Raw genomic sequence first — 16,476 nt, 5'->3', positions numbered from 1 at the left:
AGCGGATCCTTCCCATCCTGAAGGAAGTCGCCGGCCAAGACGTCGGCGACACACAGGCAACCTGGCAAAAGTGGTGGGTCGACCAGATCGGCTATACCCTCATGCCCCAGAAAACGTCAGAAATTCCCACAATGATCGAAGAGGTGCCCCTCGCCTATCAGGCGCAGCCCGTCTCCATCGACACGATCACCGGCCCTGTCGGTTATCGGCGCATGAGCTGCTTCGGGGCCGGGACGCCGGTTCATACGCTCGCCGGCGTCCAGCCGATCGAATCCCTCAAGGAAGGGGACCGGGTGCTCACCCAGGACACCCAAACCGGCGCACTCGGCTACCAGCCGATCCTGGTCGTCCACCGCAACCCACCCAGCCCCACCTACCGCATCACGCTCGGCGACGAAACCGTCATCAGCAGCCATTTCCACCGCTTCTGGAAGGCCGGCCAAGGGTGGGTCATGGCGCGTGACCTGGCCCCGGGCGACACGATCCGGACCCTCGGCGGCCTCGTCCGGGTCGGATCGATCGACGCCGCCGACGTGCAGCCCGTCTTCAACCTCGACGTGGCCGGCAACGCCGATTTCTTCGTGGGACGCCAAGGGGCCCTGGTCCACGACAACACCCTGCCCGACCTGAGGCAAACCCCGTTCGACGCTCCGCCCCGCCTCGCGACCGCAAGTTCTGTTTCACAATAACGTTGCCGTGCGCTCAAAAGCAGGATGACCGGCCACCGGTTGGGCGTCTGAATTCTTGGCCTGCCTGATCTCCGACACCTTGCCGCGGCGGCTCTCAGCCGGGAAAATCCGGTCTGACACGTGCGAACGGTGACTGGGCGGAGAGGAAGGCTGGCCGATGAAAAAGCTGATCAACCGGCCGGAGGCGGCCGTCGAAGAGATGGTTGAGGGGCTGGTCGCGGTGTACCCCGGCCTGGCCCGCCTGCCCGGCCAGACGGTTATCGTGCGGGTCGATGCTCACGAGGTACGCGACCAAAGCGTGGCCTTGATCTCCGGGGGAGGGAGCGGTCACGAGCCCGCACATGCGGGGTACGTCGGGCGCGGAATGCTCAGCGCGGCGGTCCTCGGGGAAGTGTTCACCTCCCCCAGTCCCGACGCCGTGCTCGCGGCCATCCGCGCGGTGACCGGCCCACCGGGGGTCCTCCTCATCGTCAAGAACTACACGGGGGACCGCCTGAACTTCGGCCTGGCAGCCGAGATGGCCCGGGCGGAAGGGTACGCCGTCGCGATGGTCGTGGTGGCCGACGACGTCGCCCTGGCCGCGTCGGCCGACAACGCAGGGCGCCGGGGGCTGGCCGGAACGATCCTGGTCCACAAGATCGCGGGGGCCGCCGCCGAGGCGGGAGCGAATCTGGAGCAAGTCGCCGCCGAGGCCCGGGCCGCCGCCGAGGCGGTCGGCACGATGGGCGTCGCCCTGACCCCTTGCACCGTCCCGGCGGCGGGCCGCCCAAGCTTCTCGCTCGGCGACGACGAGATCGAGTTGGGCCTTGGCATTCACGGCGAGCCGGGCGTCCGTCGCGGAACGCTCGAGCCGGCCGACGACCTGGTCGACCACCTCGTCAACGCGATCCTCGCCGACGCCCCACCGACCCCTGGCGAACAGGTCGCCCTGCTCATCAACAACCTGGGGGCCACCCCCACAATGGAGTTGCTGATCGTCGCCCGCTCCGCCCTGGCCACGCTCGAGTCCCTCGAGGTCCGAGTCGAGCGTGTTTACCTCGGAACCTTCCTGTCCGCCCTCGAAATGGCGGGGGTCTCGCTCTCCGTCCTCCGGGTCGATGACGCGCGGTTGGCCCGGCTCGACGCGGCGACCGACGCCCCAGCCTGGCCCAGGACAATGGACTGGTCGAGGCCCCCCCAGGCCGCCGTCGCCCATGTCGGGAAAGCCAAGAAAAAGGCGAGCCTGCCCCGTTCGGCCTCGGAACCGCCCCAGACCGAGCTCGGCCGGGCCTTGGAGCACGCGATCCTCGCGGCCATGGTGGCCCTCATCGACGCCGAGCCGACCCTGACCGAACTCGACCGGGTCGTCGGCGACGGTGACCTCGGCCTCAGCCTAGAGCGGGGCGCCCGGGCCGTCCGCGAGGCACTCGGCACGGCCTCGTATCCGCTCGACGACCCCAGCGCGACCCTGCAAGCCCTGGGCCTGACGCTTCAAAAGGCGCTTGGCGGCACCTCGGGCGCACTCTACGCCCTGCTCTTCCTCCGCGCTTCGGCCCGGCTCCGCGACCTTGCGCCCACCTCCCCCAAGTCGTGGAGCGAGGCCTTCCGCACCGGCACCGAGGCGATCGGCGAACTCGGCGGCTCGCGTCCGGGAGACCGAACCATGCTGGACGCCCTGCTGCCCGCGCTCGACGCCCTCGAATCTTCGCTGGACGCCGGCGCTACGCCCGCAAAAGCCCTGGACGCAGCCGCGGAGGCCGCCGAAGCTGGGTCTGACGCCACGGCCAGAATGTCACCACGGCGGGGACGCTCCAGCTATCTCGGCGACCGCGTGCTCGGTTATCCCGACCCCGGGGCCATCGCGGTCGCGGTCTGGCTCAGGGCCGTCGCCTCGGCCCTATAAACCGATCGTCCGTATCCAGGCGTGTCACCCCCAGGGCACCACGGCTACCGAAGCCAGGAGCACCACCATCGACGGGCCGAGGCCGATCTTCCCGAACTTCTCGCCCCTCATCGACCTCGGCCCCGGCCCAACTGACGCCCTCCTCGCCGAGGCGGGCTAAAGCCCCGATCGAAACGCTTCGCTCCTATCGACAACGCTCTTGGCACCACATATTCACCAGGCATAATTTCCCCCGACCTGCCCTCTTTATGGCGTGCGGACTCATGGGGCTGGTCGAGTATCGCGGACCATGACAGAGACCCGAGACGTGCCCGTTCGCGAGCAATCAAGGCCTTTGACGGTTTCGATCTTGGCTTACCGAAGGCGCAGTAGAACAACTCACCGGGAGGGCCTCTGTCCGCGGCCAGCAGATGACCGTTCGAGCTGAGAATATCCGCATCGCGAGTGAAGTGGCCCCCATCGTCTAGACCAATAAACGCCGATCCTTTGCTACTCCCCATCAGGCCGTCGTGGCCCTGTTGCCACGGCAAACCGCCCCTGGAGTCAGATATCCCAGCGATTCGTGGAGCCGGTCTTCGCTATAGAAGCCAAAGTGACGCTTCAATTCTCACTGCAACTCAGGCACCGTCTTGTAGCCTTGAATGCAAATTCTCTCGTGTTCCACGGCCCCCCAGAGCCGCTCGACGAGTACGTTGCCCAACGCCCTCCCTCGGCCGTCCATGCTCACTGCCACACCGGCCGTCTCAAGCCTCCCGGTGAACGCCTCCGCCGCGAACTGCACCCTTGGTCCGCGTTGAACACCTCGGAGTCCCCTGTCCTCAAGGCGTCTTCCAAGCATCTCCAGGTAGAACGAGCCGCCCAGCGTGTTCGACAGCCGCCAGCCGATCACGTACCGACTGTACCAGTCGAGCACCGCCGCCAGGCACATGATGCCCCCTCTTATCGGCACATCGGTGACACATTAGGGAGGGGACGTGTGGCGTCTCACGTCTTCCTGTGGACCTTCAAGACAACCGAGGCATGGGTCTGGTTCCGCAAGGCGGACGAACTAGTGAAGCGCTCGAACTCGCCGTGGGACTCACCCTTGCGTCGCCCAAGCCATGACGACAAAGGTCGTGCGTGGGGCGTGCCGCTAGGCGAGAAAATTCGCGCGGTCCTCCGCGGGGGATAACCGAGGAGAGAGCCAGGCCGACACGGAAAGGCTGCTCAGCCTGGCGGCATCGCATGAGTGAAGCCTGGAAAAGCACAGATGGACGTACTCAATATCACTAAAAGCACAAGACGTTCACTTCAAGCCGTCCAAATCCGCCGACAAAACATCTTTCACATCAAGGGGATACGTCGACCACAAACCGCAGAATGTCTTCACCTCAAAACAAAACCCGGGCAGCACTATTGCAAGCCAATACATCGCCGATATAATCACGTCAACTTCAAGGATCCACCCCGTTCTAGGGCGACAAACCACCATATTTTGCAGACAACAAGTCTTCGTAAACCCTAAGGACTGTGGCACGCGAATCAACCTTAAATTCGCGCACAATCCGCCGAGATTATCTCCCCATAAAAAATCAGGGGAAGGGGAGGCAAATATCGCCGACAATCGCCACATCGGCAACTGTCCGAAATTTGACCGAACTATCAGCAGACTGCTGAGACCCTCGCATTCTACACTGCCGTAGCCTGGCCTCAACAGAATCAGCATAACTTCACGCTTGCTAATAAGCAGCATCCAATCCGCATGACTGATTGATTTTGCCTTCCGATTCAACGTCGACGTTACAACACAACAAGGCATTTACAAAGCGACGGACTTATGAAACTGAACCACGTCCTAACAACAGCAATACTCCTAATAACAGTAGTCGGATGCGACAAAAAGACTACCGTCGAACCAGGAACCAAGACCGAAAGCCGCAGCTCACTAAAGTGCGTAAGCGGGTCAAACTTTGGAATCGTCTGGGACAATTCAAACGTCCAGATACCTATTGTCTTAAAAAATACAAGAACCGCTTCACTGCAAATCGACGGATTTGATCACAGCTGCTCATGCACGTCCGTCTACCCTACGCACGCAACAATTAAACCAGGAGAGTCTAAGGCTTTCAATGTCATCGTCGACTTAACATCCACACGTATCGACACAAAAGGAATAGATCCTGTACCGAAGCAGGTCAAGATTAGGCCAATAACATCTGGAATTGGCCCTCAAGGATCATCTTGGATCTCGATGGAAGGCCAAGTCCGCAGAATGTTCACAATCGAGCCGGACCGAATCATTCTGAGCAAGAACGATGTGGACACACGTTCGGACGCAACAGTGATACTAAGCAGCAGAGTTCCCCTGAAGAAAGTCGAACTTGAATACGATCGAAGCCTGGCAATAGTTACAGCTGAGCGGTCAGCAAACCAAGCGAATCACCAATATTCAATAAAAATCAAGTCCATTAAATCTCCAACGCACGACACAGATTTCGACCTTAACATTAGCTGCCACGACGAATTAAACAATCACTCGACAAAGCGAGTGCGAGTGGCAATCGCAGCCAACCCAGAAGAAAAACCCGTGCAAATATTGCCTGAGAGAATCGCTTGGGGCAGAGCAATCCAGGGGACGACGCTAACCGAGCAGATAAGCCTTTTCTCACCGAAAGGGGTTTCATTTAGAGTGGTGGATGTAAAAAGCTCCATGCCAGATCTAAAAATCAGCAAACTTGAAAATTCTAACGCCTTGACAAGATCATACAAAGCGCAAACATCCGTCAAACAGTATGGCGCAATGCAAGGCACAATTGATTTTTGGGTTGAGCAGGAGGGAATAGTTACGAAACTTGCTCTGCCTGTTCGCTACTACGGAAGCGGTTCTTAACTCGCCCAGCAGAACCCACTGAATACAAATCATGCAACAAGCGAGATTTAAGTTATAGTGAGGAATTGCTAATGAATAAAAACACACTTGCCATAGCAAACACGAAGGTTCTGGCGTGGCCAATACAGCGTCCACTCTATCAGCCAACGATTCCTGTCGCAGTCGTCGATTCGCTATTCCGGGCAGATCGACTTGAGCCGCGTGTCCTGCAATCCCTAGCGGTGAGACTTAGAGTCGTACGCCAAGTTCTCCTGCAGGCCATCGAGCTTGTTCCCTGGGTTGGCGGCCTAGTCTGCCACCACCAGCTTGGCGTTAAGGGGCGAAACTATGCACAGAAGTACAATAATACTCGCATCCGCTGCCATCGGTCCTCGTGGTCTGCCACTGGCGTCGGTGATCACGTGATGCTGAACGTCAGGCTTGGACCACTCAAGGGGTAAAGGCCATATGTCTTACCCTCGTATGCCGCTCGTACGAGCCTGTTTTGGAACGGCACCGCGCCCCCGGTCTATCAGCGCGACGTCCCTCAGTTCCTCGAGTAACTTGTGGATCCTGCCTCAGGCCCCGTCTGCCTCCCAGCCCCCATGAACAATGATCCTCTTGTAACGTAAGTTTTGCTAGAGGACACACGGCGTATACTCAACCCTTTTTCAACTCTAGTCCAGTGGGAACATCAATCATGAAATTTAGCGGCGTGCCTCTGATCATACTATCCTTTGCCACAGTCGCGGCTAACATAGCTCCAAGTCCCGCACAAGGAGAAGACACCGATCAGCTAATGCGTTCGATCCGTACTGCTTGGTCAAACCGGCAGGAAAAAATCCTGACAGGCCATTTCGAGTGGTCGGAATCGTGCTTTTACCCTAAGGGATCTATGTCGAAAAGCATGATTGACATACCACATGGAACCGAAGTGCCCAAAACAGATACAAGCCTGACTGCGATCTGCACCATGACGTTCGACAAATCCAGAATGCATCATTCCGTCGAGGGTTCGATCTGGAGCTCGATCACCCTCGGGCACGTTAAACAAAAGGAAGACGCCGTCTTCGATGGTATTTCATTTCGAAAATGGATCAATGTCGAAAATGCAGAATACACAACAGGAATTATACCAAGGGACAAATACATGCCAAACGTAACACATTTAAAAAATTTAGCGTTAACACTGCATTTCAGGCCACTCGATTCGTTCTATGGATTCAATGATCTAGACAATTGCAAAGTCGACGCAAAACGCGTGCCATTTCGTGGAGTTGACTGCGTAAGACTACGGCGCACCCGAGAACTTGTAGAGGACATATGGTACTTGGATCCCAACAGAAACTTTGCAATAATTCGCGCCGAACAATCCATCGGCATTCACACAATTAGCTTTTACGATGTTGAGTACACAACAATAAATTCGGTGCTTGTCCCTTCCAAATGGAAAGGTGAAGCATTATACAAAAATGGAGACATGAAGTTTAGCTTTGAATCGAATATAACCGCATCAGATGTTAACAGCAAAATTGACACAGAGAAACTATCACAGGCATTCCCTGCAGGAACTGTCGTTTTTGATGCCACAAAGCCCGACACGGACAACAAACACTCTTATATTGCCAAGCAAGGGGGGGGAAAGCGATACATATCGCACGAGGAACGAGCACGTCAAGTTCCATATCGTGTTTTGTTAGCAAACGATGGCTCTTCTACTGGTCCAAAATCATTGCCTAGCCGACATCCGTTTCTACTTTCTCTGCTCATTTCCGCCACTGTCCTCGTTATCATGCTGTTTATAAAGGGAAACAAAAGGGCAACACACTTGCCAATGCGAACCTGAGCGAACTTCTCGTTGATCTCGACTGCTGCAATTTTTTATCGACCGCAAGTCACCTTGGCTTTCAGTCCTGCAGTGAAGGAGTCCAGAGTGGTTTGGCACCTCCCACAACCTACGGGCCTTCCATAAGCCGAGTTGGGCCCAATATTCAGGCGTTTCAAATCGATGCAACGGATTTTCATGCTATTTCTAAATAGTGCTGTACCCGTTGCCTGCCATAACTGGAGGGAATGCCCATAGAGCAACTGAGATGCCCCAGTGTCCGTGTGGTATCTGGCCTAACAATCAGGCTATCAATTGTTGTCACTATCGCCTTATCGGCGTAACGTTTCGGTCATTCAACACACAGTTTTTATTGGAGACATAAGCATGCGGAGATTCAGAATGAGGAGCGCAGCTGCGGTGGTAGTTGCCTTTGGATGGATTGGACTACTCATCCAATCTAATGCGGAGGCTTTTGAATGCGTTTATTCCTGCGTCAACATTACGTGCTTCATTAACAAGTTCGACATTTGCGTTACGTGGGAGCTGGATCAAGGTGGTTGTATGGCCAACACCAGCGCTGGCCTATCGCAGCACTTCAAGGATGTGCCAGGTGGAATGAACTGGTATAATTCCAGTGAGGAAGAAGTTTGCGAGAGAATTTGTGTGGGGACAGGTAGAGGCGCAGCAACCGGTTGCCCGGCATTCTCCAGTACCGGCGCCATGTTGGCAACGAAGGCACAATGCACCGCCAACGAGAACGATCCGTCTTGTTACTAACAACCCCAATTCACTTCTAGCGACGGTTGCTGCATAGTGTTGATCCGAGCCGGCTCACATAGCTCTGGGCTACCGGTTCGGATCAGCCCATTTCCAGAGCGAGAACACTGCGCAGCTCAATATAACGCTATCCGGATTAACACAATAATACCGAGTACAGACATAATGCGTGCTAAAACAAAAAACGTCAGCCAACAGATGACATGGTGTGCTGCGATGTTTGCCGCTTTACTTGGTTGTCGTAAAGAGGAGGCATTCAACCAATCTGCTTCTAGTTCGAGCGGGAGCAATCTTCCCGTCCTATCTGCCAAGCCCTTGAATCTCGGCGAAGTGTCAGCCGGCAAGAGTGTTGCCGGTTCCATCACTCTGACGAACAACTCTGGTGCGAGTGTAACGGTTACGACTTTCGACACAAGCTGTCCATGCCTTAAACTGACGCCGAAGCCTGTAATTGTAGAGTCCCATGGCACTAAGGTGCTCGATGTCTATTTCGACTCAGCGGAGGAGCCTGACTTCGCAGGAAAACTGTCTATTGAAGTGATCGGTAAAGACAAAAATGGATTCGCAATATTCAAGACTGATGTATTAGTCAGCGTAATTCGGATGCAGTCACAGCAAAGCACAAAGAGACACAACAACCAACCCAACGCATATTCCGTCATTTCTGCATTTCGCGGATTTCATGATTTGAAACCTGAAGCTTGTTTTTTCCAGAGCCAACACACAACAACTCAATAGCCTACAATCAAGGCTATTACGCTTAATTAGCCAGATTCTCCAAGGAGAATTCCGTCATGCTGTATTCCGGCAGGCCCAGATCAGCTTGCGGTCTGACTCTCATCGAGGTAATCATTGTTGTTTCCATAATTGGAGTGTTGTTCGCTCTACTGCTACCGGCCGTCCAATGGACTCGCGAGGCGGCACGGAGGTCCCAGTGCCAGAATAATCTTAAACAGATCGGGCTCGCGATCCATGCGTACGCTTCGGTTTTCAACATGTTTCCCGCAGGCCGAGGTCCAAGTCAGCAGTCTGCTCATACGGCGCTCTTGCCCTGGCTGGATCAGACGCCGCTTTTCAATTCCTTTAATTGGGATCTTCAGATTTCTGGCAAGGTCGCCAATCGTACGTCCCGTCGGACGCGGATCCTCGGGTTCCTCTGTCCCTCCGACGCAGCAACGAACGGGTCAGAGCATTTCCCACCAACGAGCTATGCGGCCAATCTCGGCGACGCCTTCAGCGGAAGGAGTTCCACGCCATCCAACGGATTGTTTCTCTCGGTCGGCAATGATTGGTCTGACCTCGCAAGGTCAAGGCACGTCGGACTTGAGGGTGTGCACGACGGTATGAGTCAGACTTCGGCCTTCTCTGAGTGGCTCATTGGAAGTGCGCAACTCCGAGACCCTCGTCGTTCGGTCTATGGACGGGCCACTGGATCATCGCTCCCGGCATGGGACCGGGAATTGTTCGCCACGCGATGTCGCTCGCTTGACGGGATGAAGTTCCTGGCCGGTTCGGATATAGACAAGGGATCCGACTGGGCTATAGGTGAGTGGCTCTCTACACTTTACGACCACTTTCTCCCACCCAACGCGCCGAGCTGCATCAATAGTCGGAACAGTTCCGACCTTTATGGCGCGGGGACGGCGGCCAGCGACCATTCCGGCGGGGTCCATTCGACGTTCGCGGACGGACACGTCCAATTTATCCGTGAAACAGTCGACATCTCGGTCTGGCGGGCTCTGGGTACCCGCGATCGGGGCGAGGTCATTTCATCGAGTGACTATTAAATACAGCAAAAAACGCTGCACCGATCCGCGAAAGAGCTAAAGAACCGAGGATTCTTGCGGTTTCCGCAACGGGTTGTTTGCAGCAAGCAAAGCTCCGCCTAACAAATCCCGAGGTTATCAACGTTTCATGATTATTCAGCGTCCAGAATCCGATTTTCCCCGTAGGGTGGGCACGGCCCACCATCCCTATCTCGCTGCCAGCTCGGAGGTTAAGTTGGTGGGCCGTGCCCACCCTACGGGAAATGTTAGGCCGACGATGATGCCATGACCGATCGCGTTTACGTCGGGAGAATCGGGTTCGGCGAAGTTCTACTGCAGGAGTACGGCCGGACCGGAAATACAGCGAGATTCTCGCCCAGTCGCGGATCGTTGTAAAATAGTCATGCAGAAAACCGCTGAACCGAGGGTAGGCGGCCTGAAGGCGAAGTTGCCAAGCTACCGTTTAGCGAGATCGTAGCGATTAGTGGTTCTGAAACTGGCGTGTGCGGCCGTCTGCTGGGCCTTTTCCAGAGTGCCATCGTGCTCGAGGGAGTTGGTGTTGCGCCGGTGGCCCGAAAGCTCTGGCAGCCGATCCCTTTGGTAGAGGCGATCGAGAGAAACAGAAGCCAAACGCAGGCTTAACAGCCCGTCGAAGTGACCCATCGGGCCCGCGATCCACACATCGGACCGAATCCGCTTTTTCGACGCCTTGACGTTTTTCGACGATCCGTCAATAATCCGCACATGGCCACAACGCCGCGGAAACAACGTGAGGTCCGTCAGCGCGAACTGCACCTGCTGGATGTGGCTCGCAAGATGCTTATTGCGCAGGGCTATGCGGGATTGAGCATGGATCGGCTCGCCGAGGCGACGGAGTACTCGAAGGGGACCGTTTACCAGCATTTCTCCACCAAGGAAGACCTGGTCATGGCCCTGGCGTCGCAATCGATGGAGCAGCGCGTCGCGCTGTTCGAGCGCGTCGCGGGTTTCCACGGTCGGCCCCGCGAGCGACTGCTTGGGCTCGGGATCGCGGATGAATTGTTCGCACGGCTCTATCCCCACGCCTTCCGCTCCGAGTTGATCATCAAGATGGCCAACCTCGAGGAACGTGCGTCGGCCGAGCGGACGGACGCCCTCCAGATCCGGGAGAGTCAGTGCACGGGTCTCGCCCGCAGCTTCGTCGAAGAAGCGATCGCCGTCGGCGATCTCGCGGCGACGGTGTCCGTCCCGCAGGTGATGTTCGCCCTGCTCACCCTGGTCCTGGGGACCCACACCGTCGTCTCCAACTTTCGCCTGCTCCTGACCGAGTCTCAGGTCACCGACCCTTACTCCTCCCTGCGGGAGAGCATCCAGGTCCTGCTCGACGGCTTCGGCTGGAAGCCTCTTTCGACCGAATGGGACTATGCCGAAACCTATCGCCGGATTACCCAGGAGGTCTTCGCTGATGAGTACCGACTCACCGACCCCGGCTCCCACTGAGCCCTCCCCTTTTTTTGCGCCAAAATCGACGAAACGTCGAAATTCGACGCTAGGTCTCGTCGGCCTGGTGCTGACAACGGCCGCGGCGCTGACGGGCCGTTGGCTGCTCGCCTCCTCGGCGGCGGCGCACGCGCCCAAGGCGGCCGAGCCCTTGCCGGTCTCGGTGCGGGTGCTTCCAGTCGTTGAGGAGGTAGTCTCGTCGGGCCTCCGCTATAGCGGCGTGGTCAAGGAGTTGAGGAAGGCAGAACTGTCGTTCCGGGTCTCGGGGACGGTGACCTACCTCCATCAAGTCGCCGCCCCGGGGGATCGGATGCGCGACATCCACGAGGGAGACACGCTGGCCAGGGGGGCGGTGATCGCCCGGCTGGATCCGGATGACTATGGTCGCGAACGCGGGCAGGCCGCCGAGCGGCTGGTGACGGCCCGCGCCCGGCTGGCCCAGGCCAAGGCGAATACCGAGCAAGCTCAGATTGAGTTTCGCCGCAACGAGCAACTCTCGCGGCGGAACTCGCTCAGTGTCTCCGAGCTCGATAACGCACGGACCAACCTGAAGGGGATGGTGGCGACCGAGGAGGCGGCTGAAGGGGACGTCGCCTCGGCCCGGATCGGCCTCGAGCAGGCTGAGGCCAACTTGCGGTATTGCTCGCTCAGCGTCCCGTTCGACCAGAGCACGATCGCCGCCCGCGTCATCGACAACAACGAGCGCGTGACGCCCAACCAGCGGACCTTCACGATCGTCGATATCTCCAGCGTCGTGATCGCCTTCAACGTCCCCGACACCCTGGTCGGCCGGCTCTCGATCGGCCAGGAGGTCGAGGTCACCACCGACGCCCTCACCGGCCAGCGGTTCGTCGGCGTGATGCACAAGATCGCCTCGTCGGCCGACAACATCACGCGGACCTACCCGATCGAAGTCCGCGTCGACGACCCGAAGGGCCTCCGGCCGGGAATGGTGGCCACAGTCGTCTTCCGCAAGGAAACCAAAGCCTACCTCCTGCCGCTGACCGCAGTGGCGGCGGGTCCCTCGGCACAATCCCTGAAGGTCTATCGGGTCGAGGACGAAGGGGGCAAGTCAGTCGTTCGGGAGGTGCCGATGGCGTTTGATGACGTCCTCGATAACAAGATCTCCCTCCGGATGGGTGTCGACAACAGCCTCCGTCCGGGAGACCGCGTCGTCGCCTCCGGCGTCCATCGCCTCCGCGACGGCCAAGCAGTCCGGGTCGTGGAATGAGACACTTGCTTGTGTGACGAGTCACAACTCGACACGCTTTCCCGTCACCGCGGTGATCCGGAATCTTGCGGGACACGACCTGGGTGGAGCCCGGCCCCACCGCCGACCGGCTCCCCGGGTATCACTGATTTCTCGCTGCCAGTCACATCCGCCAACGACAGCCTCACAACTCAAGTGATCCCAAAGAACGACCCAGCCCACCAATCGGGATCACCCCGGGGTAGGTAAGGACTCATGACCACATCGCAATATTTCGTCTATAAACGGCCGATCGCCTGGACCCTCCTGATCGCGACGATCCTCTGGGGGATCTACGCCTATCGATCGATGCCGCAGCGCCAGGATCCGCTGATCCAGATTCGGAGCGGGGTGGTACTGACCTGGTACCCGGGGGCTGTCGCCGTCGAGGTGGAGCAAGAGGTCAGCCGGAAGATTGAGAAGGTGATGACCGAGAATCCGGCCGTCGAGCACGTCCGCTCGCTCAGCCAGAAGGGACAGTCGATCGTCTTCATCGACCTCTACGAAACGATCAAGAACGCCGAGGCGATCTGGCAAGACCTGAGTAACAAGCTGGAGGCGATCACCGACCTGCCGACCGTCGCCGGGCAACCCTTGCGGCCCAAGCTCAACAAGGACTTCGGCGATACCGTCGCCACGATGCTCACGGTGAGCAGCCCACCGATCACCGACTTCGAGGTGGAGCAGCGGGCCGAATTGATCGTCCGGAAGCTGGAAGCAGCCCGAGCGGCTCGGCCCGAAGCCTTGCGCGACCGGCGGTACAGTGGCGTCCTGGTTCACCCCTCGTCGGTCTCACCCGACTTCATCGAGCGGATCGGCCGGTCCGCCCTCCAGCACCTAGTCGAGGCGGGCCTGGCCGAGGACGGCCAGTATCTCGCGATGCTCGGCGCCGGGGTGGTCGATTTTCGGCTGGCCGACGGCGCAAACGAGGCGAGACTTCACAGCGAGGTCAACCGCTGGGAGCGGGAGACCCTCGGCGCCGGCCTCGGGCACCCCGACATCTGGCCTGCCCTCTTGATCTGCGAGCCCCAGGCGCTGGCCGCCGAGATGAAGCGGCAGGTTCAAGAGGAGCCGGGGGGAGTCGCCCGCTACACCTACGAGGACTTGCACCGCTTCGCCGACCTGATCCAGGATCGGCTCCGGCAATCGCCCCGGGTCGGCAAGATCGAGCAGATCGGGGTCCAGGAGCAGGCGGTCTTCCTCTACTACAGCAATCGGCGTCTGAGTGCGCTCGGCATCGAGCCAATGGCCCTGGCGCAACAGCTCGCCTACCGCAACATCAACATGCCCGGCGGTTCCGTCGAACTCCCCGAGCAAACCCTCGCGGTCAAGCCGAGCGGCCCTTACCGCGACCGGCGGGAGATCGGCGAAACGGTCGTCGAAGTCCGTAACGGCTCTCCGCTCTACCTCCGCGACCTGGCCGAGGTCGTCCGGGGCTACGAGGACCCGGCGAGAACCCTGAACTTCCGCACGGTGAAGCACGACCCGCTCCATCCGCCGACGGCCCTCGATACGGCCGAGCCCGAATCGGAGGCAAAGGCAAAGGCAAAGGCGGAGGCGAAGGCAGACCATGACGAGGGTTCGCTCCCTGCCGGACCGGCTCAGCTCTGGACCACCCGCGCCGTCACGCTGGCGATCTGCCACGTCAAGGGGACGCAAATCGCCGATTTCGGCCGGGACGTCGACCGGACCCTCGCGTCACTCCAGGGCGTCTTGCCCGATGACTTGCAGGTGGAGCGCACCAGTGACGAGCCGCACGAAGTTCACCGCAAGATCGAGTTGTTCAAGGACTGCCTGATCGAGGCGATGGTCATCGTGATCGTTGTGACTCTCCTCTTCATGGAGTGGCGCAGTGCCCTGCTCGTCGCCCTCTCGATTCCGATTACCGTGGCGATGACCCTCGGCATGTGCGCGATGCTGGGGGTCGATATCCAGCAGATCTCGATCGCCGCCTTGATCATCGCCCTCGGCCTGCTCGTCGACGACCCGGTCGTGGCCGGCGACGCGATCAACCGGGAGCTGGCGCACGGGACACCCCGGGACGTGGCGGCCTGGCTCGGCCCTCAAAAGCTGGCCCGCGCAATCCTCTACGCTACTCTCACGAACATCGTGGCGTTCTTGCCCTTGCTCCTGGTCGGCGGCGGCGCGGGGGAGTTTATCCAATCGTTGCCGATCGTCGTGACGGCCTCGCTGGTGGCCAGCCGGATCGTCTCGATGACCTTCATCCCGATGCTCGGCTACTACATGCTCAAGGGCCAGAAGGGGCTCGAGTCGGGGTTGGCCGAGGGGGGCAAAGGCTCACGATTCGCCCGGATCTACAACGGCTTCTCCGAGCTCTGCATGGAGCACAAGTGGTCGGCCCTGGCCGCCTGCCTGGTCGTCCTGTTCGCGGCGGCGAGCCTGATCCCCAAGATCGGCACCAACTTCTTTCCAAAGGACCTGCACAACACGTTCACCGTGAACCTGTTTCTGCCCGAGGGGACGCCCATCCGCCAGACCAAGGCCGAGGCCATGAAGGCGATCGAGGCCATCGACAAGCTGGCCGGCTCCGAGGCCGAAGCGTACACCACCTTCGTCGGCGCGGGGGGGCCTCGGTTCTGGCTCTCGGTCGTCCCCGAGCAGCCGGCGTCGAACTACGCCCAGATCCTGGTCCACACCCGCGACGCCTTCGCCACCGCGGCCCTGGCCTCACGAATGAAGCGTGACCTGCCCCCCTCGTTCGCCACGGCACGGGTGACCGTCGAACAGCTCGAGTCCGGCCCACCGATCGGTACACCGATCCAGATTCGGCTCCAGGGGCCCGAATTGGCGACGCTCCGGCTCCTGGGGGACGAGGTCAAACGGCTGATGGTCGGTTTCCCGGGCACCGAGAACATCCACGATGACTGGGACCCCGAGTCGCTCCAGATCAACCTCAACATCGCCACCGACCGGGCGAACATGTCCGCCATCACCAACCAGGACGTGGCGATGATGACCAGCGCCGGGCTCTCCGGCTACACGGCGACCACGATCCGCGAGCGCGACCGGCAGGTCCCGGTCATCCTCCGGCTCCGCCCCGACGAACGGAGCCGGATGGAGGACTTGAACACCATGCAAGTCTTCAGTGCGCGGGCCAACACGAACGTCCCGCTCGAACAGGTCGGATCGTTCCGGACCGAGATGATCTCCCCCAAGATCGGCCGGCGAGACAACGAGCGTTGCATGACGGTCAAGTGCGACACCGTGCCCGGCGTCTTGCCCAGCCGCGTGGTCGATCAACTGGAGGCCAAGCTCGTCGAGGCGTCGAAGGCCTGGCCCCCCGGCTATCGCTTTGCCTTCGGTGGTGAGAAGGAAGAGCAGGCCAAGGGGTTCGCGTTCATGTCCGTGGCGATGGTCGCCTCGATCATCGGGATCTACCTGGCCTTGGTGCTCCAGTTCAACAGCCTCACCAAGCCGCTGCTCGTCTTCGCGGCGGTGCCGTTCGGGATGATCGGCGGGCTCATGGGCCTCTTGATCTTCAACGTTCCGCTCGGGTTCTTCGCGATGCTCGGCCTGTCATCACTCGCAGGGGTGATCATCAGTCACGTCATCGTCCTCTTCGAATACATCGAGGAGGCCCATGAGCGGGGCGAGCCGCTCCGGCGAGCGGTGATCGACGCGGCCCTGGTGCGGTTGCGGCCGGTCCTGGTAACGGTCCTGGCGACGGTGGGCGGACTCGTTCCGCTGGCCATGAAGGGGGGACCGCTCTGGGAGCCGCTCTGCTGCGTGCAGATCATCGGCCTTCTGGTCGCGACCCTGGTCACCAAGGTCGTCGTGCCCGTGCTCTACGTCCTGTTCGTCGAGGACTTCAAGTTGATCAAGTGGTCCGCACCCGGCGAACACGCCCTGGAAGGCCCGCCCGCCGAGTACCTGGTGCAGGCCCATGCCACCGAGAGGCCGCTGGCTATCCCGGTGATTTGATTCTCCGGCGGTCCGC

General features: G+C 59.5%; 10 protein-coding genes. 9 read left to right on the top strand and 1 reads right to left on the bottom strand.

All coding sequences use genetic code 11. From position 1 onward, the window contains the following. Positions 1-131: 131 nt before the first annotated feature. Both V5E97_RS08680 and dhaK read left to right on the top strand, forming a co-directional pair. On the top strand, positions 132-689 hold the full coding sequence (locus tag V5E97_RS08680) for a polymorphic toxin-type HINT domain-containing protein (RefSeq protein WP_406698929.1): 558 nt from the start codon (positions 132-134) through the stop codon (positions 687-689). A 157-nt stretch (positions 690-846) separates the two neighbouring features. Then, the gene (dhaK, locus tag V5E97_RS08675; RefSeq protein ID WP_406698928.1) at positions 847-2,571 is read left to right on the top strand and encodes a dihydroxyacetone kinase subunit DhaK; all 1,725 of its coding nucleotides are present in this window, start codon (positions 847-849) and stop codon (positions 2,569-2,571) included. Positions 2,572-3,178: 607 nt separating this feature from the next. Here dhaK and V5E97_RS08670 read toward each other — a convergent pair. Then, entirely contained in the window at positions 3,179-3,499 is a 321-nt protein-coding gene (locus V5E97_RS08670; protein WP_406698927.1) for a hypothetical protein, read from the bottom strand. An 888-nt stretch (positions 3,500-4,387) separates the two neighbouring features. Here V5E97_RS08670 and V5E97_RS08665 point away from each other — a divergent pair. The 7 genes from V5E97_RS08665 to V5E97_RS08635 all read left to right on the top strand — a co-directional run bounded on the left by V5E97_RS08665 (position 4,388) and on the right by V5E97_RS08635 (position 16,460). Further along, complete coding sequence (locus V5E97_RS08665) at positions 4,388-5,440, top strand: DUF1573 domain-containing protein (protein ID WP_406698926.1); 1,053 nt, start codon at positions 4,388-4,390, stop codon at positions 5,438-5,440. A 679-nt stretch (positions 5,441-6,119) separates the two neighbouring features. Continuing rightward, complete coding sequence (locus tag V5E97_RS08660) at positions 6,120-7,265, top strand: hypothetical protein (protein WP_406698925.1); 1,146 nt, start codon at positions 6,120-6,122, stop codon at positions 7,263-7,265. Positions 7,266-8,189: 924 nt separating this feature from the next. Then, positions 8,190-8,762, top strand: coding sequence for an Ig-like domain-containing protein (locus V5E97_RS08655; protein WP_406698924.1), 573 nt, complete (start codon positions 8,190-8,192; stop codon positions 8,760-8,762). A 56-nt stretch (positions 8,763-8,818) separates the two neighbouring features. Then, complete coding sequence (locus V5E97_RS08650; RefSeq protein ID WP_406698923.1) at positions 8,819-9,811, top strand: DUF1559 family PulG-like putative transporter; 993 nt, start codon at positions 8,819-8,821, stop codon at positions 9,809-9,811. 723 nt (positions 9,812-10,534) lie between these two features. Then, a complete protein-coding gene (locus V5E97_RS08645; RefSeq protein ID WP_406698922.1) occupies positions 10,535-11,269 on the top strand; it encodes a TetR/AcrR family transcriptional regulator in 735 nt (244 codons plus the stop codon). Then, on the top strand, positions 11,235-12,500 hold the full coding sequence (locus V5E97_RS08640; protein ID WP_406698921.1) for an efflux RND transporter periplasmic adaptor subunit: 1,266 nt from the start codon (positions 11,235-11,237) through the stop codon (positions 12,498-12,500). Before V5E97_RS08645 ends, V5E97_RS08640 begins: the two co-directional genes overlap by 35 nt. Positions 12,501-12,734: 234 nt before the next feature. After that, a complete protein-coding gene (locus V5E97_RS08635) occupies positions 12,735-16,460 on the top strand; it encodes an efflux RND transporter permease subunit (RefSeq protein WP_406698920.1) in 3,726 nt (1,241 codons plus the stop codon). The last annotated feature ends 16 nt before the right edge of the window (positions 16,461-16,476 follow it).

The sequence above is a fragment of the Singulisphaera photorubra genome (genome assembly GCF_045290345.1).
GTDB lineage: Bacteria > Planctomycetota > Planctomycetia > Isosphaerales > Isosphaeraceae > Singulisphaera.
Note: the sequence above shows the minus strand (reverse complement) of the source record. Positions and strands in the feature narration are given on the sequence as shown.